The sequence below is a fragment of the Tateyamaria sp. syn59 genome (genome assembly GCF_007995245.1).
GTDB lineage: Bacteria > Pseudomonadota > Alphaproteobacteria > Rhodobacterales > Rhodobacteraceae > Tateyamaria.
Window position 1 is genome coordinate 72,207 of the sequence record NZ_VCBA01000006.1, and the last position, 21,164, is coordinate 93,370.

The window sequence follows — 21,164 nt, forward strand, 5'->3', positions numbered from 1 at the left end:
AAGGTGCGGATCAGTCGGCAAACAGATAGTCCACCGCTGCAATCTCGCGCGCCTTTTCCGGCGCCACGCTCAGGAAGCCGGACAGGGCGTCGGCGTTGTCGTCAAGGTCAGCGGTCTCATCCATCCGGTACAGATGCTCAAACTCGGCATCCCGTATGCCGTCGGATTCGTACATCATATCGTGGCGGATGGTCGGCAGCAGCCTGTCCAGCGTGTCGGTGCTGGTCTGTTCTCCGGCCAAACCGACGCGCATCGCGTGCCCGATCAGGTACTCATCGGAAAACGTGCACTGGATCTCAAGAATCCGCGTGATCGACCGGTCGCCCGCAAAATCCTGCAAAAGATCAAGATTGCCGGGGTCCATGCACACGATCAGCCGGTCGGTTTCGAAATAGTCAAACAGCATTCGCATGAGGGCCCGGCGATGGCGGGTCCGCTTCTCAAGCGTCTTCTGGATACCGCCCAAGTCGGGCAGGGGCGTGTGCTCTTCGTTGAACAGGTATTCGATGGCGGGCACGTTGGTCATGACCCGGACACGCTCAAGCAAGCGCTTGGCGACGTGCCATTTCTTGCACACGATGATCAGCAGTTCGCGGTTGCGGCCCAGCGTACTTTCGGTTTCCCAGAACCGCATGGCAAAGCGGCGCCCGATCCGGCCCCGGCCTGTGAGGAACTTGAACAGGCTGGCCCCCTCGTTCGAGATCTGGAACTGCACGTTCTCAGCCGCATACAGCAGACCAAGGCGGCGCTTGAGATCCTTGGCCTCGGGGCTGATCTTGCGGGCAAACAGAAAGTCCTGGCTCAGCAGCAGATCATAGTGATCATCGTAGAATGTCACCGGTATGCCGTAATCGGTAAACATCAGGAAGGTCAGAGTACGGCTTCTGATCTCTTCTTCGGGGACGACGTGGCGCACAATGGTCTGAAAGAACGTCTCGTCCGGGATCCAGGTCGTGCGAAAAAAGCGCATCACGTCGCGGCGGGACCTGGTGAATTCCAGCACCCATTCGATGGTGCGGCGGCGCAGGCACCACCATTGGCTGCCGATCTGTACCTGGATGTCGGCGGGAATGTCCCGCTTGAGCCCAAAGCGTTGCTGCAGGTGATAACTGGTGTAGAAACGCCACTTCTGCGTCCGCTCGTTAAAGAAGTGGCGGTAGATCAACCGCTCTTCCTTCATGCCGGTCTTGATCCAGTCGCTCTCGAAATAATCGAAGCTTTCGATAAAATCCGCGTCGTTGTCGTCCAGAAACTGGTGCGTGTACTGCGCTGACTTGATCGCCATGCAGTCGCCCGACAACATGTAGAAGTGGGTTGCACGCGGGAACGCCTCGACCGCGCTTTCCACGGCATACAGCGTGGCCTGCACCAGGCTCCACTCGCCCCAGCCGCATCGGATGCGGCGATGGGCAAAGGCGACATTGCTGTTGTCTGCCAGCGCCTTGCGAATCTTTGCAAAATGCGCGGGATTGGCGCGCGCGTCGAAATGGATGGACATGTAGTCGCCAGCCGCAGTCAAACGCTCCGCCTGCTTGATGATGGCATCCGGATCCTTGTGACACAGCAGAATGTAGGCAATTTTTGCCATTCAGGAAACTTTACCACCGAGTAACATGCGATTGTTTAAGGTGATAAAGCTAAGCAGAGATTGAATAAACAGGATTTCTTTGCTTTTTTACGCGACAAGCCAGTGGCGTGTAACACTGCAAGTAAAAAGGGCGAGTGGTATGGGGTTCCCGGGGACATGGATGACCGAAAGCGAAAGCGTGGTGTACCGCGTCGTCCCAAAATGTGCGTGCTCCACCATCGGCCAGATCATGTTCTACTCGGACCATGGCGAGTTCTTTGACGGTGATATCCACGACGCTCAGGGTGGCATGCACAAGTGGGCGATCGACGCCAGTCAGCCGATCATCACCGACAATGTCCAGTCTCACGGCTCCTACGCGTTCACCTGCGTGCGCAACCCCTACACCCGCATCCTGTCGTCCTTCTTTGACAAGATCTGCGGTATCCAGCGCAACGGCAAACGCTACCGCGGCAACCTTGTCCCACTCCTGATCCAGAAATACGGCATCGAAGTGGGTGGCGATGACGGCAAACAGGAGTTCGACCAGATCAAGTCGTTCCGCCGCTTCCTGCTCTTTGCGCGCGACACCATCCGCTGGCGCCGCCCGATGGAGCCGGACATTCACTGGTCCGCCATGTCAGGGCACGTGTCCACCTTCATCGTGAACGGTGGCCGCTATGATAAGATCATATGGACCGAAAAGTTCAACGACGGCATGGAAGAGGTGATGCAGGCGATTGAGACGCCCCACGCCGTCAACATCGCCGACATCCCCCGCTTCAACGAAAGCGAGGGGCACGGGCCCAAACGCGCCCACCCGGTCGAGGATTACTTCGACGACCTGTCCATGCACCTCGTCTACGAGATCTACAAACGCGACTTCGACCTATTCAAATACGATTTCGAGGATCCCTCGAACAAGATGCCCGTGGGCGAGATTGACCTCGACGAGGTGCACAAGAAATTGGGCGACTGACCCCTAGTTCAACAGCACAGGCTCTGTCCGGCCCATGCGGCACAGGTCGCAGACGCGCACGGCCTCCGTGATCCCCATCTTGGCCAGATCGCGGAACTCCGGCAGGTCAAACGGGTCCGCCGCCGCGTAGTCTACGGCATAGCCAAGGTCCTCGAACGACCCCAGCGTCAGACGGCTCAGCGGGCGCACCTCGCCCGACAGAAACCCGGTCATCAGCTCATTGCCAAACACCAGCTCGCGCCAATGCCCCTCGCGTGTGCCGGGGCCACCGGTGTTTGCCACCGGCACGGCCTGTCCGCCATCGGGGTCCAGATCGGCAAACTCGCGCGTCGCAGACGGCCCGACAAAGCGCGGGTCCATCGTGCCTGTCCCCGCAATCAGCCCCTTGCGCGCCCACAGCGTGCCAAAGCCCAGCACATGCGCCATCTCGTGCAGCACCACGTCCTCGAACCGGTTCTCGGCCTCCAGCGTTTCCACATCGGCCTGGTCAAACTCCATGATGCCCACGACCGGCAGTTCGGTGTCGGGGCGCAACACGGTGGGGCCAGCCTGCCCCAAAACCCCGTTCGCCCCGTCGAGGGGGCGGACCGACACGTCGATGCGGACGCCGCTCAGGGTCTCTCCCTCAAAGGTGATGGGCTCAAACTCCGTCTGCATCACCGCGTCCCAGCGTTCGGCGGCGCGGTCAAACACGGCGCGGCGGGCGGTGGATAAATCTCCATCAAATCTCAGCGTGATCATGATCCTGCTCCGATTTTGTCAGTGGTCCGTCCAATGTTGGAACCGATGGGCCGTGCGCCAATGGCAGGCGGTAAACCGGCACCCCGCAGCCGAAATGCGGGCGCAGCACTGGCCAAATCCTGCCGGAGGTCAGGAAATTGAACCGCTTAGGCGTCCTCTTCCTCCGCGTCTTCGTCCCAGTATTCCCACGCCACCACCCACGTGACAGCAAAGAACAGGGCGAACCAGGCAAAGTCGGAAAACCCGTTGTAAAGCACCCACACCCGGTCGGTCGCGTTGCGCCACACCAGTTCATTGGCACCGGCACGCAGCAGCGTGATGCCGATCCAGGCGTAATTCAGCAGCAGCCACCCTTCATCGATCAGCTTGATCTTGTAGCCCAACGTCCGTTCCACCAGGCTGGGCTTGAAAAACAGCCCCACGCCCAGGATCACGGCAAAGACCAGCGACCCCACAGTCGCGCTGATCTTGACGAAGGTGGTGTCGTTGAAAAAGAACCCCGCCGTGACCATGACCGCCGTGAGGAAAAAAATCGAGATGGCGAGCCATGGCAGACTCTGATCCCACCGCCAGCGTAGGACAATAGCGATCAGTGTTGCGACAGCGGCAAAGGCCGACCCGACCCAGATGCCCCCCAGCGTGTCTCCAAGGACAAAGGCGATGCCTGGCGCAAATTCGACGATCAGACGTTTGTCCATAAATTCCTGCTCTCAAATCGCTCAAAGATAGTGACACCGGCCAGTGACGCGCCTGATGACGACACAGGCGGCCAGTGAAAGACCGAAATTCGTTGTGTTATCTAAGAACGCACCGCCTGCATGGAACACGCACCCGTCCAAAATTTCCGGATGCTGGAGTGTGAACCACGGGCAGCGTACAGCACGACTACCTGATGATGGCAGCAATCCGCGCGGCTATCGCCGCGCTGCCTTTGGCTGAGGGATGAATGCGGTCGATGTCGTGAAAACTCAAATCGCCATGCGGCACCAGATCAGCCACCGACACGAACGTTACCCCGGCATCGCGCGCCGCCATCCGTGCCAGCCGCGTCTCGAACCTGTCACCCCATGTGCGGCAGTGATCAATGATCGAACCGCGCCCCGGCGTGCGCAGATACCCGACATAGGCCACCCGCGCGCCATCGGCCCGCGCCCGCTTCACCGCAGTGACAACCGTTCCGGATGATCCATCTTCGGCGATCAGCCGGTTAAGCTGCGCCTCGCATTTGCTGCACCCGCAGCCCAGCCACAGATCGTTGCCGCCCCCGTTCATGACAACCCAGTCCCAGGGACCAGACCTATACTGGCTGCCAATGCGCAGACCCAGACTGCCGCTGACCGGCAAAACGTAATGATACCTGGCACCGACCACGGACCGGTCGATCACCTGCGTGCCCAGTCGCCGCTCTAACTCCGACGCCACCGATTTCTTGGATGCGGCATTCCAGGCCAGCATGCTGTCGCCCGTCGCGATGATCCGCGCGGCACCCGATGACGGCACCGGCTCGCCGCACGCCAACAGCATGACACAGGCCATCAAGGCCACCCAAAGCCGCATGTCGTTCGCTCCAATCCGTCCCGTATGGGCACCCTACACATGCGAATCCCAACATTCCATGAATGTCGCCCCCCTTGCTTGCATGCGCCCGACCGCCTACATGCGCATGCCATGGCGCAAGGAAAATCAGACCCAAACTACAAGGTGGCCGCCGAAAACCGGCGCGCGCGCTTTGACTACGCGATCGAGGATGACCTCGAATGCGGCATCGTGCTCGAAGGGTCCGAGGTCAAATCCCTGCGTGCAGGCGGCGCCAACATTGCCGAAAGCTATGCCCATGTGGACAATGGCGAGCTGTGGTTGGTGAACAGTTACATTGCCCCCTACGATCAGGCGAAATCCTTCAAACACGAGGAACGGCGGCCGCGCAAACTGCTGGTCTCGCGCAAGGAATTGTCAAACCTCTGGAACGCCACCCAGCGCAAGGGCATGACGCTGGTGCCCATCGTGCTCTATTTCAACCACAAGGGCATGGCTAAGCTGAAGATCGGCATCGCCAAGGGCAAGAAGCTGCACGACAAGCGCGACACCTCCGCAAAACGCGACTGGAACCGCCAGAAACAGCGGCTTCTCAAGGAACGCGGCTGACGTCCCCTTCCCTGTTTCTAAAAAATCCCGGGGTGAGCGCGCAGCGCGAGGGGCAGAGCCCCTTGAACGGCGGCCGCCACAGCGGTACGCAAGGGCGTTTTTTGTCGCCCGAAAGGACTCACCCATGTCCGATGATCCACGCACCTTGGTGTCCACGGATTGGCTCGCCGCGCATCTGAAAGATCCAGACCTGCGCGTGCTCGACGCCTCGTGGTATCTGCCCGACGCGGGCCGCGATGCCCGCGCAGAATACGAAGCGGCCCATATCCCAGGCGCGCGGTTCTTCGACATTGACGAAATCAGCGACGCCCGCTCGGACCTGCCTCACATGGCACCTCCGCCCGAAAAGTTCATGTCCCGCATGCGCGCCATGGGCGTCGGCGACGGGCATCAGGTCGTTGTCTACGACGGCGCCGGTCTGCTCTCGGCCGCCCGCGTCTGGTGGCTCTTCCGCCTGATGGGCCACCGCGACGTCGCCGTGCTCGACGGTGGCTTACCCAAATGGCAGGCGGAAGGGCGCGCCATCGAAGACATGGCTCCGGTGATCAAGGACCGGCACCTGACCGCGCGCTTCCAAAACCACCTCGTCCGCGACGTCACCCAAGTCAGCCAGGCGGCGAAACTCGGCTCGACGCAAGTGATCGATGCCCGCGCCGCCGCCCGCTTCAAGGGCGAAGCACCCGAGCCGCGCGAAGGCATGCGCCCCGGCCACATCCCCGGCTCGCGCAACGTGCCCTACGATACGCTCCTGAACGACGACAAAACGATGAAATCCCCCGCCGACACGCGCGCCATTTTCGAAGCGGCCGGCGTCGATCTGCAAAAACCCATCATCACCAGCTGCGGCTCGGGTATCACCGCCGCAATTCTCGCCCTCGCGCTCGAACGCATGGGGCATGACAGCTGGTCGCTATATGACGGCAGTTGGGCCGAATGGGGCATGTCGCCCATGGTCCCCGTCGCAACCGGAGAGGCCTGATGTTCGAAGATCTCAAAGCCCAGAAACCCGACGGCATCCTGATGCTGATGCAAATGTACCGCGAGGACTCGCGCGAGGCGAAAGTGGACCTCGGCGTGGGCGTCTACAAGGACGCCTCGGGCAACACGCCGGTCATGCGCGCGATCAAGGCGGCAGAGCAAAAGGTCTGGGAAACGCAAGATAGCAAAAGCTACGTGGGCCTCGCAGGCGCGCCAGATTTTAACGACGCCATGGTCAAGCTGGTGCTGGGCGACGCGCTGCCCCGCGACGCCGTGAACTCGGTCGCAACACCGGGCGGCACGGGTGCGGTGCGGCAGGCGTTCGAACTCTTCAAGATGGCCAGCCCCGGCGGTCGCGTCTTCGTGTCGAACCCCACATGGCCCAACCACCTGTCGATCCTCGACTATCTTGGCCTCGAAACCGTGCTCTACCGCTATTTCGACGACGACACGCGCGGCGTCGATTTCGATGGCCTGATCGAAGATCTGAAAAAGGCGAAGAAGGGCGATCTGATCCTCCTGCACGGCTGCTGCCACAACCCCACAGGCGCCAACCTGACCGGCCCGCAATGGGACGAGGTGATCAAGGTTCTGCACGACACCGGCGCCACGCCCATGATCGACATCGCCTACCAGGGCTTCGGCGATAGCCTCGAAGAGGACGCAGCAGGCACGCGCAAGGTGGCGTCAGCCGTGCCCGAATGCCTGATCGCGGCCAGCTGCTCGAAAAACTTCGGCATCTACCGCGAACGGACCGGCATCCTTATGCTGGTTGCGAACGGCACGGAAAAGGGCATCGCCCAGGGCACGCTCAACTTCCTCAACCGCCAGAACTACTCCTTCCCGCCCGACCACGGCGCGCGGCTAGTGACGACGATCCTGAACGATGACGTCCTGCGCGCCGACTGGATGGCCGAACTGGAAGAGATGCGCACCGGCATGCTGGGCTTGCGTGAACAACTGGCAAAGGAGCTGGAAACCCGCTCCGGCTCCAACCGCTTCGGCTTCATCGCGGAACATCGCGGCATGTTCTCACGCCTCGGTGCATCGCCCGAACTGGTGGTCAAGATGCGGGAAGAAAGCGGCATCTACATGGTCGGCGACAGCCGCCTCAACATCGCAGGGCTCAACGCACAAACAGTGCCGGTGCTCGCCGAAGCCATTGTCAAGGCTGGCGTCTGATCCATGGCCCGGATCGTTCTATCCAGCGACCACGCGGCGATTGATCTGCGTCAGGCCGTGGCATCTTATGCCACCGCCAAGGGGCATGATGTGATCGACATCGGCCCCACCACGCCCGAAAGCACGCATTACCCGGTTCATGGCAAAGCGGCAGCAGACAAGGTTGCGTCGGGTGATTGCGATCTGGGCATTGTTCTCTGCGGCACCGGTCAGGGCATCATGATGGCCGCAAACAAGGTGCCGGGCATTCGCTGCGGCGTGTGTACCGATACGTTTTCAGCGGCCATGATCCGGGCCCACAACGATGCCAACATGCTGGCCATCGGCGCCCGCGTGGTGGGCGAGGGTCTGGCGCTTGAGATCGTCGACGCGTTCCTTGGCGCCGAGTTTGAAGGCGGCCGCCACGCCACCCGCGTCGCCATGATCGAGGGTGAGACGGCTTAAGCGCCCCCAATCGTCTTCGCTTTGCCAGAAAAATTCCCCCCGGAAGGCCGGTCTGCCACTCCTCTGTCCGTTTCCTTTCGCTCGCAGACACAAAAAAAGACCGGGCGCGAACGCCCGGTCAGTCGGTTCTCCAGCTGAGAGGAAGGAGCCTCAGCCTTTTGAGAATTCCGGATAGGCTTCCATGCCCATTTCAGACATGTCGAGCCCTGCGATCTCTTCCTCTTCGCCGACACGGATGCCCATGACCGCCTTGAGGATGAACCACACGACCAGTGATGCGACGAAGGTGAACACACCGTAGGCGATGATGCCCGTGATCTGTGTGCCCAGCGACGCGTCGCCGTTGTAGAATACAACCGCGATGGTGCCCCAGATGCCCGCAAACAGGTGAACCGGGATAGCACCAACCACGTCGTCGATCTTCAGCTTGTCGAGCAGCGGCACAGCAAACACCACGATCACACCGCCGATGGCACCGATCCACAGCGCACCGAACAGAGTGGGCGCCAGAGGCTCAGCCGTGATCGAAACGAGGCCGGCCAGCGCGCCGTTCAGCACCATCGTCAGGTCAGGCTTCTTGTAGAGAACCTGCGTCAGGATCAGCGCTGTGACAGCACCTGCAGCCGCCGCCATGTTGGTGTTGGCAAAGATGCGCGACACGTCGGACACGTCGCCCACGGTGCCCATCGCCAACTGCGAACCACCGTTGAAGCCGAACCAACCCAACCAAAGGATGAACGTACCCAGAGTGGCGAGGGCGAGGTTCGAGCCGGGCATCGGGTTGACCTTACCGTCCTTGTACTTGCCCAGACGCGGACCTAGCACGATGGCACCGGCCAGAGCGGCCCAGCCACCCACAGAGTGCACAACGGTTGAACCAGCAAAGTCGGAGAAGCCTGCTTCGGACAGCCAGCCGCCGCCCCACTGCCAGGAACCCGAGATCGGGTACATAAAGCCAGTCAGGACAACCACGAAGATCAGGAAGGGCCACAGCTTGATCCGCTCAGCCAAAGCACCCGATACGATGGACGCGGTTGCAGCCACAAACACCAGCTGGAAGAAGAAGTCGGACCCGACAGACGCATAGTCCAGCGCCGCGTCAGCGGCAGCAACGCCAACCGGATCCAGCACCGTCTGGCCGCCGATGGCAAAGTAGCCGTTGAAGTCGCCCGGATACATCGTGTTGAAGCCGACCAGCCAGTACATGATCGCCGCGATTGAGAAGAGACCGATGTTCTTGGTCATCTGCATGGTCACGTTCTTCGAACGCACCAGACCACCTTCGAGCATGGCAAAGCCTGCGGCCATGAAGAACACCAGGAAACCTGCCATACAGAACAGCAGGGTTGTCATGATATAGGGGCCGATTTCATCAAAGCCCGGCGCGTCCTGCGCCAGTGCAAAGGTCGGCAAAACGGCCAGGGCCGCGCCAACGAGCAAAGAGTTCTTGAGTTTCATTGTTCCGATTTTCCCTGTGCTTCCGCCGCTCAGATGGCGTCTTCGTTGGTTTCGCCGGTGCGTACGCGCACGGCTTGCTGAACGTCGAGAACAAAGATCTTGCCGTCCCCGATCTTGCCCGTCTGGGCGGTTTTGGTAATGGTCTCAACGATCTGATCGGCCATAGAGGCGGCAACCACGATCTCGATTTTGACCTTTGGCACAAAGTTCACCGCGTATTCCGCACCGCGGTAGATTTCCGTGTGGCCCGATTGCGAGCCGAAGCCCTTGATTTCTGTGACCATCATGCCGCGCACACCGGCCTCGGTCAGCGCTTCGCGAACCTCCTCCAGCTTGAACGGCTTGATCGTTGCAATGATGAGTTTCACCACATGTCCCCTTACATTGGCAGGTCGCCCTGCGATATGCGGGGAACAGAAAGCATAGGGTGGGCAGGGCAAACATTTGCGCGGGGATTCCTGCCTACGATGCAGCGGCGTGTGCATAAAAAATGCGCAAATTGGCGTATTTGCCTAACTTATAGGCATTTGAGAATCGCCACCCACGCATGCACGGGGCGTGGCAAATGCCGCCAAACAGGATAAGCTGTGCCAAACATAAGGCCGGGCAGGGGTCGTGAATGCGTGATTCAAGAAAGGGCAAACGCCCCTTGGTGGCGGACCGCCGCTATCCAAAAAAGAAGACGGCCAAACCGCCGTCCCGCAAGGCACCTGCCAAGCGGCGCAAGGCGCCCGCACGGAAGCCGTCCCGCAACATCTTTATCCGCCTTTTCAAATGGGTACTCCGCCTTGTCTGGTGGGTGACGTGGCGTGTGGGCCTGACCGTAACGGCGGCGATCGCGCTGGCGGTGGGCTACTTCTGGACCACCCTGCCGGATGTGAACGAACTTCTGGATGGCCGCGCGCGCGGCTCGGTCACGCTGCTTGATCGTGATGGCAATCGCTTTGCCTGGCGCGGCGATCAGTTCGGTGGCGCTGTCATGGCCAGTTCTGTGTCCCCCGGCCTCAAGAACGCGGTCATCGCGACCGAAGACAAACGCTTCTACCGCCATTTCGGCGTCAGTCCGCGCGGTGTCGCCAGCGCCGTGCGCATCAACCTGCGCGAAGGACGCGGGCCGCTGCAGGGGCACGGCGGTTCGACCATCACGCAGCAGACCGCGAAGCTTCTGTGCCTTGGTGTCGTGTACGACCCCGCCGAGTGGGAATCCGAGGCCGCTTATGTGTCGGACTGCCGCCGCGGCTCGATCCAGCGCAAGGCCAAGGAAGCCATCTACGCCATGGCGATGGAGGTGAAGTACTCCAAGGAAGAGATCCTGTCGATCTACCTCAACCGCGCCTATATGGGCGCCGGCGCTTATGGGGTCGAAGCGGCAGCACAGCGTTACTTCGGCAAACCCGCCGCCATGGTGACCCCGGCCGAGGGGGCAATGATTGCAGGCCTTCTTACAGCGCCCTCACGCCTTGCACCCACGTCCGATCTGCAACGCTCCCGCGATCGCGCGGCCACCGTCCTGCGTCTGATGGGCGAGCAAGGGTATCTGTCCGATGCCGAAGTTGCGGAGTGGCAGAACAACCCCGCAAACCTGTCCTCCGCCGCGCGGCGCAAGGCAGGCGGCTATTTTGCAGACTGGGTGATGTCCACGGGCCCTGAATTCTTCACCCGCAACACGTCTGAAGACGTGATCATACGCACGACGCTCGATCAGCGCCTGCAACGCGCGGCAGAGGACGCGTTGAAAGAGATTTTCGACACAAAGGTGCGCGAAGGCTCCAAGGCGCAGGCCGCCATCGTGGTGATGGGCGCAGATGGCGCCGTGCGCGCCATGGTCGGCGGGCGTGAAACTCGCGTGGCGGGCGTGTTCAATCGCGCCATTCAGGCGCAGCGACAAACCGGCTCGTCCTTCAAACCGTTTGTCTATGCGGCAGCACTGGAACTTGGCTATTCGCCGCTCGACTTTGTCGATGACGACCCGCTGACCCTCGACATTCCGGGGTCGGGCAAGTGGTCACCGCGCAACTACACGAACACTTATTCCGGGCGTGTCACGCTGACCAAGGCGCTGGCACAGTCCCTGAATATTCCGGCTGTCAAAGTGTCGGAAAGCATGGGCCGCGATCTGGTCCGCCGCATCGCCACCGACTTCGGGATCACCGGCGACATGGCCGATGGCCCGGCCCTGGCTCTGGGCGCGTCTGAAAGCACGCTGCTAGAGATGACGGGCGCCTATGCAGGGATCCTCAACGGTGGGTCGTCCGTGGCACCTTTTGGCCTGGTTGACCTGCGTCTGCGCGGGGATGACGCGCCGTTGATGGGTGCGGGCGGCGGGATCGGCGAACGGGTGATTCAGGAAAGCGCTGCGCGTGAACTCATCTGGATGATGGAAAAGGTGGTGAGCGAGGGCACCGGCCAGCGGGCGCAGTTCGGCGGCTGGCAAATCGCGGGCAAGACCGGGACGACTCAAGCGGCGCGGGATGCGTGGTTCATCGGCTTCACTGCCGATTATGTCGCGGGTGTCTGGATGGGCTATGACGACAACACACCGCTCACCGGTGTGACCGGCGGCGGGTTGCCCAGCGAAATCTGGCGCGAAACCATGATCCGCGTCCACGAAGCGCTGTCGCCGCGGCCCCTGCCGCTGCAAGTTCCGGAACGGGCCGTACGTCAGGTGCAACAACCTGCCCCTGCACCGCAACAGCGCCAGCCCGAGGTGCCGCGCACCACCGAAGGTATCATTGAGACACTGATCCGCGACATACTGGGCGGCGGTCGCAACCGGTAAGGGGCGGTGATGCCGCCCCCTATACTTGCGCTGAGTTTAATGGCGGGTGTACGACGCACCCGCTGGCCTTTGCCAAACCTGATCGGGCCGTCTTCTTAGCCCAGGTTGCGCAAGTCGGCGATCATGGCGTCGATGTTGCCGCCATTGCGGTCGATCAGGGCGCCGATCTCCGTCCGTTCCGTCAGCAAAAGGTTCACCCCTTCGATGAACATGTTGAAGAACAGATCGCGGCCCGACCGGTTCGACACGTGGAAAGTGACCGCAAAAGGCGACTGGCCGCGCAGGAACGCGGTGGTTTCAACCTCGAACCAGTTGTTGACGGCACGCACGCCTTTTACCTCAAGCTGCCCGCCGATGAATTCGCGGAACCGGCGGCCATATTTCCGGGCGATGTAGCCCTGGAACGCATTCGAAAACGCGCGCTTCTGGGCGTTGCTGGCGCGGCGTCCATCCACGCCCATGGCGTAGGCAGAGATGTAGGACGTGTCGCTGTAACGGGCGAAGATACGCTCGAAATCGCGGAACATCGCGCTTTCGCTGCGGCCCGACCCGATGACGCCGTTGATGTCACCCACCAGCGCGTTGATCAATTGCTTGGCCCCGGCCTCGTTCAAGGCAAAGGCGGGCAGGGCGGGTAAAACCGCGGCAAAGCTGGTGCCGGCGGCCAGGAAATAACGTCTGTTCATATCAAAACCCCTCGGTGTCCAAGGCAAACGGATCAATCTCTGCAGCCGCTCCGGCATCACCCAACTCAAAGCGCCGGTTCTGCAACCAGATCAAACGCGCCTGCGCATAGCTGTCAGCGCTTTCATATAGAATGGAATCAACTGTATCTGAAAACCGTCCGCGCCGGGACAGGCCAGAAGCCGCCGCTGCGACGGTGCCATAGTACTGCTCGGGGCTTTCGACGGTATAGCTCAGCGGGTTGGTGAACAGATCAACGACCTTGCCCGTGGCGTTGCGGGCCGTCGATGGGCCAAGCACAGGCAGTTCCAGATAGGCACCCTCGCCAACGCCCCAGACGTACAGTGTTTCGCCAAAATCGGTGTCATGGGCCGGCAGCTGGAACTCGGATGCAACGTCAAAGAACCCAAAGATACCGAGGACAGAATTGGTCAGAAACCGCACCGTCGATATCCCGGCGCCCTCAAAGTCACCCTGAAGCAGGCTGTTCACAACCACCGAAGGCTCACCGAGGTTGCTCGCGAACTGGCTGACGCTGTCCTCGATCTCGTCCGGCAGGATCGACGAATAGCCGATAGCTGCGGGGCGCACCACGGCCCTGTCGAGGCCGCGGTTAAACGCGTGAACCTTGCGATTCTGCCGCTCATAGGGATCATTGATCCCATCCGGCTGCGCGGCGCGCTGGTCAGACGCGGCACACGCGGCCAGCAATCCTACAGCAAGTAACAAAATAATAGCGCGACCCGCGCGACAAATAAGAGACAATGCAAATCTCCGTTGGATATTTTCTACAGGTAACTAATAGTGTCGGTCTAAATGCCCATACCGCCATTGATGGAAGATTGTACATGTGGCACTTGCGCGACACGCAGGATAAGTGATCGTGTGAAGAAAACAAATTTGAGCACCACACAAGCGAATTGATGCCGATGCAAACCGATGTGACAAATCGTGGACGAGCCGAACTGAGGGCAGCGCGCAGCAAAAGCCGGGGGCTGTACTGGGCCGTGGGTTTGTTCAGCCTGTTCGCCAACCTCCTGATGCTGACCGGGCCCATGTATATGCTGCAGGTCTATGACCGCGTTCTGGGCAGCCGCAGCGAGGAAACGCTGATCGCCCTGTCGCTGCTGGTCGTCTTCCTCTACGGCATCATGGGCATTCTGGACTTCACCCGTGGCCGCATCATGGCGCGGGTGGGGGCGCGGTTTCAGAACGATCTGGACAGGCGCGTGTTCGACGCGGTTGTCCGCAAATCGGCTGTCGCGCCGGATCAGCGCACGCAAACCGGTCTGGCAGACCTCGAATCGGTACAGCGTTTCATGACATCGCCGGTTCTGATGGCGTTCTTCGACCTGCCATGGACACCGATCTTCATCGCGGCGATTTTCATGTTCCATCCCTGGCTCGGCTTTCTCGCGCTGGCCGGTGGCACCCTGCTGATCGTCATTGCTCTGATCAACCAGCTCTTGTCGCGCCGTCCGCAGCAGAAGGCGGGTCAGGCGGGTCATGCCGCATCCGCAATGTCCGACCAGCTGCGGATCGAGGCCGAGATGGTGCAAGCCATGGGCATGCGCGACGCGGCGTTTGACCGTTGGCAAAAGGCGCGTGGCCTTGCGCTCGATGAACAGATCAAGGCCACAGATGTCGGCGGCGGTTTCACCTCGCTGACCAAAACACTGCGCCTATTCCTGCAAAGCGCGATGCTGGGGCTGGGTGCGTATCTCGTGCTGCGGAACGAAATGACACCGGGGGCCATGATCGCCGGTTCGATCCTGCTGGGCCGGGCCCTGGCGCCAATCGAGTTGATGCTGACCCAGTGGCCCGTGGTGCAACGCGCCATCAAGGGCTGGAACGCCATGGCCGAACTCTTGGGCACAGTGTCCAAAGAGCCGACGCGCACCGCCCTGCCCAAGCCCAAGGCCCGGTTGGTCGCCAAAAGCCTGACCGTCGTGCCGCCGGGTGAACAAAGTGCCGCCTTGCGTGGTCTCAACTTCGACCTGCCGCCGGGCCATGCGATGGGCGTCATCGGCCCGTCGGGCGCGGGCAAGTCCACGCTGGCGCGCTGTCTGACCGGCGTGTGGCGGCCTGCGGGTGGTTCAATCCGCCTCGATGCGGCTGCGCTGGATCAATATGCGCCCGAGGTCCTCGGCATGCATATCGGCTACCTGCCTCAACGCGTGCAGCTTTTTGACGGCACTATCGCCGAAAACATCGCGCGCCTTGCCGCGCAACCGGATGATCAAAAGGTGGTCGCTGCCGCGCAAAAGGCGGATGCGCACAAGATGATCCTGGAACTGCCCGAAGGCTATGACACGCGGATCAATGCAGGCCAGCAACGGCTGTCCGGCGGCCAGATCCAGCGCATCGGCCTGGCCCGCGCGCTCTATGATGACCCGGTGATCCTTGTGCTCGACGAACCGAACTCGAACCTCGACAACGAAGGGACGATGGCGCTCAACCAGGCGATCCGGGGTGCAAAGGCCGACGGCCGCTCGGTCATCATCATGGCCCACCGTCCTGCCGCGATCCAGGAATGTGATCTGCTGCTGGTGATCGACGGCGGTGTCCGCACGGCCTTTGGTCCCAAGGATGAGGTGCTGAAATCCATGGTCAAAAACCACGAACAGATCACGCGCGCACCTGCCAGCGCGGGGAGCGTCACATGAGTGAAAAACGCTGGTCGGCGGTCACGCCGCTTGTTGTCGGATTCTTTGGCCTCTTCGGCCTTCTTGGCGGCCTCGCCGCCTGGGCCACCCTGACCGAAATCGCCGGGGCTGTGATCGCTTCTGGCCGTATCGAAGTCGATCAAAACCGCCAGATCGTGCAGCACTCGACCGGCGGCATCGTGTCCGAGATCGCGGTGAAGGAAGGCGACAGCGTCGAGGCTGGCGATCTGCTGATCCAGCTTGATGTCAAGCAGATGCAGTCCAGCCTCGCCATCGTGGAAAGCCAGCTGTACGAATTCATGGCGCGCCGCGGCAGGCTCGAGGCCGAACGGGACGAAGAAGACGCCATCGTGTTCGAAGACGAGCTTTTGGCCGTTGCCACAACATCCGAGGATGTGCAGGAGCTGATCACCGGGCAGGAAAACCTGTTCAATGCCCGCCGCGAGTCGACCGCCAAACAGACCGAGCAGTTGTCCGAACGGGCTGCCCAGACCCGCAACCAGATCAAGGGGATCGAGGCGCAGGAAGTGTCGCTGGGCCGCCAGCTTGAACTGATCGAACAGGAACTGGCAGCACAGGAAAGCCTTCTGGAGCGCGGGCTGACCCAGGCCTCGGGCGTGCTGGCGCTGCAACGGCAACAGGCCTCGCTCGATGGGCAAATCGGTGAGTTGGCCGCGTCCAAGGCGCAGTCAGAACAGCGCATCACTGAGATTGAGATCGAAGTGCTGCGCCTCAACTCCACCCGCCGCGAGGAAGCGATCAGCCGCTTGCGTGACCTGCGCGCCCGTGAGCTTGAACTGATCGAACAGCGACAGGCCCTCTTGACCGATATCGAACGGATGGAGATCCGGGCGCCTGTGTCTGGCATCGTCTACAACATGCGGGTCCAGACCCTGAGGTCTGTTGTGCGCGGCGCGGATCCGGTGCTGTTTCTTATCCCGCAAGACCGACCGCTTGTGATCGCTGCCCGCGTTGATCCGATCCATATCGACCAGATCGTGACCGGACAGACCGTCAACCTGCGCTTTTCCGCTCTGGATCAGCGCACGACGCCGGAACTGATCGGCGAGGTCGCCTTGGTGTCCGCCGACGCGTTCGAGGATGAAGCCGTGGGTGTCAGCTATTACCGGGCTGAGATCGTTCTCAATCCGGGTGAGATCGACAGGCTCAACGAAAACCAGATCCTCGTGCCGGGCATGCCGGTCGAGGCGTTCATCCGCACTGCGGACCGCACACCGCTGGCCTACCTGATCAAGCCGGTCGCCGACTACTTCAACCGCGCGTTTCGCGAATCCTGACATCGGCCCTTTTCAGTCCAGCGCGGGCGGTCTAGCGTCCGCGCAACAGACAAAAAGGAGCCCGCCCATGTCCATCGAATCCCGCCTCGCCGAACTGGGCGTGACCCTGCCCGACGCGCCTGCACCGGCCGCCAACTATGTGCCTTTCGTGCAGGTCGGCGACATCGTCTATGTCTCTGGCCAGATCTCCAACGGCCCGGATGGGCTGATCACCGGCAAGCTCGGCGACGACATGGAAGTCGAGGCAGGTGCCGCCGCGGCCAAAACCTGTGCCATCAGCTTGCTCGCCCAGGTCAAAGCCGCATGCGGTGGCGACCTCGACCGCCTCGTCCGCGTGGTCAAACTGACCGGCTTCGTCAACTCCACTGCCGACTTCACCAACCAGCCGCAGGTCATCAACGGCGCCTCCGACTTCCTGGTCGAAGCGCTGGGCGATGCAGGCCGCCACAGCCGCTCTGCTGTGTCCGCAGCGGCGCTGCCCTTGGGTGTTGCGGTCGAGATCGAAGGCATCTTCCAGATCAAATGACCCCCCGACTGCCCGACGCCTTCCTCGGTGCTCCGCTCGCGCACCGGGCGCTGCATGATGTCACCGATGGCCGTCCGGAAAACAGCCGCGCCGCCATCCGTGCGGCCATCGCGCATGGCTACGGTATCGAAATCGACCTGCAACTCAGCGCCGACAATCAGGCGATGGTGTTCCATGACTATGCCCTCGACCGACTGGCCGAGGGCACCGGCCCCATCCGCATTGTCCCCGCGGGGACACTCACGAAGACGCCGCTGAAAGGCGGCGATGAGGGCATCCCGACCTTGCCGGAAGTGTTGGAACTGGTGGCGGGCCAAGTGCCACTGCTGATCGAGATCAAGGATCAGGACGGCGCCATGGGCGACGCCATTGGCCCGCTGGAACAGGCCACGGCAAACGCGCTGGCAGGCTACACAGGCCCCGTCGCCCTCATGTCCTTCAACCCGCACAGCGTCGCGCGCATGGCGGACCTCTGCCCCGACATCCCCCGCGGCATCGTCACAAGCGCTTATGCAGAAGGGGACTGGCCCCTCAACCAAACCACCCGCGACCACCTGCGCGCTATCCCGGACTATGACCGCGTGGGAGCCTCTTTCATCAGCCACGAGGTCGCAGACCTTACCCGCCCCCGCGTGGCGGAGTTGAAAGCCCAAGGCGCAAACATTCTCTGCTGGACGGTCAGATCGCCCGCTCAAGAGGCGCAGGCACGTCAGGTCGCGCAAAATATCACCTTCGAAGGTTACCTCGCCCCCCATCCCGGTTGAAGCGCGGCCCGCGCGGTACACATCTCAACCTGTTGAGCAGGGAAGGCCGTTTGTGTCCGAACAAGAAATAGAAATCTGTGTGGTGCCCAGCCTGTCCGAAATCCCGGAGGCGGAGTGGGACGCGTGCGCCTGCCCCGAGGCGGTAAATGGTGGCAGGCCCAATGACCCCTTCACCACGCACCGCTTCCTCAAGGCACTGGAAGACAGCAATTCCGTGGGCCCCGGCACCGGTTGGCAGCCGCAATACCTGCAGGCGGTCGTGGACGGGCAGACGGTGGGCTTCGCGCCCATGTATGCAAAAAACCATAGCCAGGGCGAATACATCTTCGACCACAATTGGGCGCACGCTTACGAGCGAGCAGGCGGGCGCTACTATCCCAAACTCCAGATTGCCGTACCGCACACACCGGCCACCGGGCGACGGTTCCTGACGCATCCAGATTTCCCGGAACTTGGGATGCTCGGCCTGATCTCGGGTGCCGTGCAATTGGGCGAAAACAACAAACTCAGCTCGATGCACGTCACGTTCTGCACGGAAGCCGAACGCGACTTCGGCGCGGACCTGGGCCTCATGCCGCGCACGACCCAGCAATTCCACTGGTTGAACGACGGCTACGACACATTCGACGACTTCCTCGCCACGCTCTCCAGCCGCAAGCGCAAGAACATCCGCAAGGAACGCGCGCGGGCGCAGGACTTTGGCGGCACCATCCACGTGCTGACCGGTGACGACCTGCGACCCGAGCACTGGGATGCCTTCTGGCGCTTCTACCAGGATACGGGTGCGCGCAAATGGGGCACGCCGTACCTCACCCGGCGCTTCTTTGACATCGCGCACGAGACGCTGGCCGACGATATGGCGCTGGTGCTGGCCGAACGCGACGGGCATTTTGTTGCGGGTGCGCTGAACTTTATCGGCGCTCAGACGTTATATGGCCGCTACTGGGGCTGCACGGAACACCATCCCTGCCTACATTTCGAATTGTGCTACTACCAAGCCATCGACATCGCGATCCAGCACGGGTTGCAGCGGGTCGAGGCCGGGGCACAGGGCGAACACAAGCTGGCGCGGGGATACCTGCCGACACAGACCCACAGCCTGCACTGGGTGGGCGATCCCGGCTTTGCCGACGCCATCGCCCGCTACCTCCAAGCCGAACGTGAGGCGGTGGAAGAGGAGATCGAAATTCTCACGGATTACGGACCTTTCAAGAAGGTCCAGATCGAGGAACAGGAATAATGGAAAAACTCAGCGACGAGACGCGGGCTACCCTGCTGGATCCGCTGCTGGCCACAGGTTGGGCTTTGACCGACGGACGGGATGCCATCCACAAGACGTTCGAATTCAACGACTTCGTGGATGCCTTCGCCTGGATGACCCGCGCAGCCATCTGGGCAGAGAAATGGGATCACCACCCCGAGTGGTTCAATGTCTACAAACGTGTCGAGGTGACGCTCACCACCCACGATGTCGGAGGTCTGAGCACACTTGATGTGAAACTTGCCCGCAAACTGGACAGTCTGGCGGGGTAAGACCATGGACATGATCAATAACCTGCTTGCCACAGAAGTGTGGCAAGGCAAGACGCTTGGTGACTACCTGTCGCTGGAATTCCTCGCCTCCATTGTCGGTTCTGTGCTGGCCGCGATCACCATCCTCGTCATCGGCTGGATTGTTGCCGCCTGGTTGGGCCGCCGGATCACGCGCATCGGTACCCGTCACAGGCATCTGGACGACACGCTCTTCAACTTCCTTGGCTCGATCGTCCGCTATATCGTGCTGGGCTTCACGTTCCTGATCGTGCTGAATACCTTTGGCGTCCAGACAACGTCCGTGGTGGCGGCTGTCGGTGCTGCCGGTCTTGCCATTGGTCTGGCGTTGCAGGGCACACTGTCAAACGTGGCGGCCGGCGTGATGCTGATCCTCTTCCGACCGCTCAAGATCGGCGACTTCGTCGAGGTGGCGGATAAGATGGGCACGGTCAAGGACGTGACGCTGAACTTTACCGAACTGGCCAGCCTCGGGAATGTGCAGATCATCATCCCCAACTCTGAAGTTTGGGGCAACGTGATCGAAAACTACTCAATCTACCCGACCCGCCGGGCGGAATGGACATTCGGCGTGGGCTATGGCGTGAATCTCAAGCAAGCCGAACGGGTGATCCACGACACGATCATGGCGGACGAGCGGTCCAAGACTGACCCAGAGCCGTTCATTCAGGTCAACAACCTCGGCGACAGCTCGGTCGATTTTCTGGTCCGGGTCTGGTGCGACAGCGGCGACTACTTCCAGTACCAGGCGGATATGAAACGCAAGGTGAAGGAAGCGCTAGACGACGCAGGTCTCGACATCCCGTTCCCCACCCGCACCATCGTCCAGGCGGCCGAATAGACCAAAACGTGATCCAAATGAAAAAGGCCCCCTCGGGGGCCTTTTGCGTCATCATGATCTGGCGCGCAGGATCACATCGCCTCAAGCAGCGCCTCACCGCCTGACACGTCGCACATGCCGGGATTTTCTTCTTCCTGCAGCACGGTCACGGTGCCGTCCTCAACCACCATCGCGTAGCGCTTGGAGCGGTTGATCAGACCGGCAGGCGGCGCCGTGAAATCGCGCCCCATCGCCTTGGTAAACGCAGCCTCCGCATCGCCAAGGAACGTGATGCCACCGGCCTCTGCGCCCGTGCTTTCGCCCCAGGCTTTCAGGACAAAGGGATCGTTGACGCTGATACAGATGATCTCGTCCACGCCCTTGGCGTCGAACTGATCCTTGGTGCGGACAAAACTGGGCACATGGGCCGTGCTGCACACGCCGGTATAGGCGCCGGGCAGGGCAAAGATCACGACCTTGCGGCCCTTGGTCTTCTCGCTCAGTTGCACCTGCGCGGGGCCTTCATCCCCCAGATAGACAAGCGATGCGTCGGGCAGCGTGTCGCCTACGGAAATTGCCATG

General features: G+C 61.4%; 22 protein-coding genes. 13 read left to right on the forward strand and 9 right to left on the reverse strand.

Annotated features, from left to right (window positions below):
• Window positions 1–10: 10 nt before the first annotated feature.
• A complete protein-coding gene (locus FD715_RS12690; protein ID WP_147110179.1) occupies window positions 11–1,588 on the reverse strand; it encodes a DUF5928 domain-containing protein in 1,578 nt (525 codons plus the stop codon).
• 139 nt (window positions 1,589–1,727) lie between these two features.
• Here FD715_RS12690 and FD715_RS12695 point away from each other — a divergent pair, with 139 nt between their 5' ends.
• Window positions 1,728–2,546: a sulfotransferase family protein gene (locus FD715_RS12695; protein WP_147110181.1), complete on the forward strand. Its 819-nt coding sequence runs from the start codon at window positions 1,728–1,730 to the stop codon at window positions 2,544–2,546.
• A gap of 3 nt (window positions 2,547–2,549) precedes the next feature.
• Here FD715_RS12695 and FD715_RS12700 read toward each other — a convergent pair whose 3' ends face one another.
• The 3 genes from FD715_RS12700 to FD715_RS12710 form a co-directional block, all read right to left on the reverse strand.
• Window positions 2,550–3,287 carry a leishmanolysin-related zinc metalloendopeptidase gene (locus FD715_RS12700; RefSeq protein WP_147110183.1) on the reverse strand — a complete coding sequence of 246 codons (738 nt, stop codon included), beginning with the start codon at window positions 3,285–3,287 and terminating at the stop codon, window positions 2,550–2,552.
• A gap of 146 nt (window positions 3,288–3,433) precedes the next feature.
• Window positions 3,434–3,985 carry an inner membrane-spanning protein YciB gene (locus FD715_RS12705; protein WP_147110185.1) on the reverse strand — a complete coding sequence of 184 codons (552 nt, stop codon included), beginning with the start codon at window positions 3,983–3,985 and terminating at the stop codon, window positions 3,434–3,436.
• Window positions 3,986–4,172: 187 nt separating this feature from the next.
• On the reverse strand, window positions 4,173–4,844 hold the full coding sequence (locus FD715_RS12710; RefSeq protein ID WP_147110187.1) for an SGNH/GDSL hydrolase family protein: 672 nt from the start codon (window positions 4,842–4,844) through the stop codon (window positions 4,173–4,175).
• Between the two features lie 111 nt (window positions 4,845–4,955).
• Here FD715_RS12710 and smpB point away from each other — a divergent pair, with 111 nt between their 5' ends.
• The 4 genes from smpB to rpiB all read left to right on the forward strand — a co-directional run bounded on the left by smpB (window position 4,956) and on the right by rpiB (window position 8,036).
• On the forward strand, window positions 4,956–5,432 hold the full coding sequence (smpB, locus tag FD715_RS12715; RefSeq protein WP_039681799.1) for an SsrA-binding protein SmpB: 477 nt from the start codon (window positions 4,956–4,958) through the stop codon (window positions 5,430–5,432).
• A 124-nt stretch (window positions 5,433–5,556) separates the two neighbouring features.
• Window positions 5,557–6,411 carry a 3-mercaptopyruvate sulfurtransferase gene (gene sseA, locus FD715_RS12720; RefSeq protein ID WP_147110189.1) on the forward strand — a complete coding sequence of 285 codons (855 nt, stop codon included), beginning with the start codon at window positions 5,557–5,559 and terminating at the stop codon, window positions 6,409–6,411.
• Window positions 6,411–7,592 (forward strand): amino acid aminotransferase, encoded by a 1,182-nt coding sequence (locus FD715_RS12725; protein WP_147110192.1) that lies wholly within the window; start codon window positions 6,411–6,413, stop codon window positions 7,590–7,592. The genes sseA and FD715_RS12725 overlap by 1 nt, the downstream gene beginning before the upstream one ends.
• Window positions 7,593–7,595: 3 nt before the next feature.
• Window positions 7,596–8,036 (forward strand): ribose 5-phosphate isomerase B, encoded by a 441-nt coding sequence (rpiB, locus tag FD715_RS12730; RefSeq protein ID WP_147110194.1) that lies wholly within the window; start codon window positions 7,596–7,598, stop codon window positions 8,034–8,036.
• A gap of 150 nt (window positions 8,037–8,186) precedes the next feature.
• Here rpiB and FD715_RS12735 read toward each other — a convergent pair whose 3' ends face one another.
• Together FD715_RS12735 and FD715_RS12740 are read right to left on the reverse strand one after the other, a co-directional pair.
• Window positions 8,187–9,494 carry an ammonium transporter gene (locus FD715_RS12735; RefSeq protein ID WP_147110196.1) on the reverse strand — a complete coding sequence of 436 codons (1,308 nt, stop codon included), beginning with the start codon at window positions 9,492–9,494 and terminating at the stop codon, window positions 8,187–8,189.
• Window positions 9,495–9,523: 29 nt separating this feature from the next.
• Entirely contained in the window at window positions 9,524–9,862 is a 339-nt protein-coding gene (locus FD715_RS12740) for a P-II family nitrogen regulator (RefSeq protein WP_039681805.1), read from the reverse strand.
• Between the two features lie 251 nt (window positions 9,863–10,113).
• Between FD715_RS12740 and FD715_RS12745 the strand changes: the two genes are divergently transcribed.
• Window positions 10,114–12,273, forward strand: coding sequence for a transglycosylase domain-containing protein (locus tag FD715_RS12745; RefSeq protein ID WP_147110198.1), 2,160 nt, complete (start codon window positions 10,114–10,116; stop codon window positions 12,271–12,273).
• Window positions 12,274–12,368: 95 nt separating this feature from the next.
• Here the strand turns inward: FD715_RS12745 and FD715_RS12750 are convergent, their stop codons facing one another.
• Window positions 12,369–12,959 carry a phospholipid-binding protein MlaC gene (locus FD715_RS12750; RefSeq protein ID WP_147110201.1) on the reverse strand — a complete coding sequence of 197 codons (591 nt, stop codon included), beginning with the start codon at window positions 12,957–12,959 and terminating at the stop codon, window positions 12,369–12,371.
• 1 nt (window position 12,960) lies between these two features.
• Entirely contained in the window at window positions 12,961–13,686 is a 726-nt protein-coding gene (locus FD715_RS12755; protein WP_223274868.1) for a VacJ family lipoprotein, read from the reverse strand.
• 200 nt (window positions 13,687–13,886) lie between these two features.
• Here FD715_RS12755 and FD715_RS12760 point away from each other — a divergent pair, with 200 nt between their 5' ends.
• The 7 genes from FD715_RS12760 to FD715_RS12790 all read left to right on the forward strand — a co-directional run bounded on the left by FD715_RS12760 (window position 13,887) and on the right by FD715_RS12790 (window position 20,603).
• A complete protein-coding gene (locus FD715_RS12760) occupies window positions 13,887–15,623 on the forward strand; it encodes a type I secretion system permease/ATPase (protein WP_147110849.1) in 1,737 nt (578 codons plus the stop codon).
• Entirely contained in the window at window positions 15,620–16,921 is a 1,302-nt protein-coding gene (locus FD715_RS12765) for an HlyD family type I secretion periplasmic adaptor subunit (protein WP_147110206.1), read from the forward strand. The genes FD715_RS12760 and FD715_RS12765 overlap by 4 nt, the downstream gene beginning before the upstream one ends.
• A 67-nt stretch (window positions 16,922–16,988) precedes the next feature.
• Window positions 16,989–17,447 (forward strand): RidA family protein, encoded by a 459-nt coding sequence (locus FD715_RS12770; protein WP_147110208.1) that lies wholly within the window; start codon window positions 16,989–16,991, stop codon window positions 17,445–17,447.
• Window positions 17,444–18,211 carry a glycerophosphodiester phosphodiesterase family protein gene (locus FD715_RS12775; RefSeq protein ID WP_147110210.1) on the forward strand — a complete coding sequence of 256 codons (768 nt, stop codon included), beginning with the start codon at window positions 17,444–17,446 and terminating at the stop codon, window positions 18,209–18,211. The genes FD715_RS12770 and FD715_RS12775 overlap by 4 nt, the downstream gene beginning before the upstream one ends.
• 52 nt (window positions 18,212–18,263) lie before the next feature.
• Window positions 18,264–19,451, forward strand: coding sequence for a GNAT family N-acetyltransferase (locus FD715_RS12780; RefSeq protein WP_147110212.1), 1,188 nt, complete (start codon window positions 18,264–18,266; stop codon window positions 19,449–19,451).
• Complete coding sequence (locus FD715_RS12785; protein WP_147110214.1) at window positions 19,448–19,744, forward strand: 4a-hydroxytetrahydrobiopterin dehydratase; 297 nt, start codon at window positions 19,448–19,450, stop codon at window positions 19,742–19,744. Before FD715_RS12780 ends, FD715_RS12785 begins: the two co-directional genes overlap by 4 nt.
• Before the next feature lie 4 nt (window positions 19,745–19,748).
• On the forward strand, window positions 19,749–20,603 hold the full coding sequence (locus tag FD715_RS12790) for a mechanosensitive ion channel family protein (RefSeq protein WP_147110216.1): 855 nt from the start codon (window positions 19,749–19,751) through the stop codon (window positions 20,601–20,603).
• A gap of 71 nt (window positions 20,604–20,674) precedes the next feature.
• On the opposite strand, the gene FD715_RS12795 is transcribed toward FD715_RS12790, so the two are convergent.
• Window positions 20,675–21,163, reverse strand: a complete 489-nt coding sequence (locus tag FD715_RS12795; RefSeq protein WP_147110218.1) for a peroxiredoxin — start codon at window positions 21,161–21,163, stop codon at window positions 20,675–20,677.
• Between the last annotated feature and the right edge of the window lies 1 nt (window position 21,164).

What these genes read in the sequence shown, in the direction of transcription:
- FD715_RS12745 (WP_147110198.1), top strand. Translation starts at nt 10,114, where the DNA reads ATGCGTGATTCAAGAAAGGGCAAACGCCCCTTGGTGGCGGACCGCCGC.
- FD715_RS12705 (WP_147110185.1), bottom strand. Translation starts at nt 3,985, where the DNA reads ATGGACAAACGTCTGATCGTCGAATTTGCGCCAGGCATCGCCTTTGTC.
- FD715_RS12700 (WP_147110183.1), bottom strand. Translation starts at nt 3,287, where the DNA reads ATGATCACGCTGAGATTTGATGGAGATTTATCCACCGCCCGCCGCGCC.
- rpiB (WP_147110194.1), top strand. Translation starts at nt 7,596, where the DNA reads ATGGCCCGGATCGTTCTATCCAGCGACCACGCGGCGATTGATCTGCGT.
- smpB (WP_039681799.1), top strand. Translation starts at nt 4,956, where the DNA reads ATGGCGCAAGGAAAATCAGACCCAAACTACAAGGTGGCCGCCGAAAAC.
- FD715_RS12735 (WP_147110196.1), bottom strand. Translation starts at nt 9,494, where the DNA reads ATGAAACTCAAGAACTCTTTGCTCGTTGGCGCGGCCCTGGCCGTTTTG.
- FD715_RS12775 (WP_147110210.1), top strand. Translation starts at nt 17,444, where the DNA reads ATGACCCCCCGACTGCCCGACGCCTTCCTCGGTGCTCCGCTCGCGCAC.
- FD715_RS12790 (WP_147110216.1), top strand. Translation starts at nt 19,749, where the DNA reads ATGGACATGATCAATAACCTGCTTGCCACAGAAGTGTGGCAAGGCAAG.
- FD715_RS12750 (WP_147110201.1), bottom strand. Translation starts at nt 12,959, where the DNA reads ATGAACAGACGTTATTTCCTGGCCGCCGGCACCAGCTTTGCCGCGGTT.
- FD715_RS12770 (WP_147110208.1), top strand. Translation starts at nt 16,989, where the DNA reads ATGTCCATCGAATCCCGCCTCGCCGAACTGGGCGTGACCCTGCCCGAC.
- FD715_RS12765 (WP_147110206.1), top strand. Translation starts at nt 15,620, where the DNA reads ATGAGTGAAAAACGCTGGTCGGCGGTCACGCCGCTTGTTGTCGGATTC.
- FD715_RS12690 (WP_147110179.1), bottom strand. Translation starts at nt 1,588, where the DNA reads ATGGCAAAAATTGCCTACATTCTGCTGTGTCACAAGGATCCGGATGCC.
- FD715_RS12695 (WP_147110181.1), top strand. Translation starts at nt 1,728, where the DNA reads ATGGGGTTCCCGGGGACATGGATGACCGAAAGCGAAAGCGTGGTGTAC.
- FD715_RS12795 (WP_147110218.1), bottom strand. Translation starts at nt 21,163, where the DNA reads ATGGCAATTTCCGTAGGCGACACGCTGCCCGACGCATCGCTTGTCTAT.
- FD715_RS12760 (WP_147110849.1), top strand. Translation starts at nt 13,887, where the DNA reads ATGCAAACCGATGTGACAAATCGTGGACGAGCCGAACTGAGGGCAGCG.
- FD715_RS12725 (WP_147110192.1), top strand. Translation starts at nt 6,411, where the DNA reads ATGTTCGAAGATCTCAAAGCCCAGAAACCCGACGGCATCCTGATGCTG.
- sseA (WP_147110189.1), top strand. Translation starts at nt 5,557, where the DNA reads ATGTCCGATGATCCACGCACCTTGGTGTCCACGGATTGGCTCGCCGCG.
- FD715_RS12710 (WP_147110187.1), bottom strand. Translation starts at nt 4,844, where the DNA reads ATGCGGCTTTGGGTGGCCTTGATGGCCTGTGTCATGCTGTTGGCGTGC.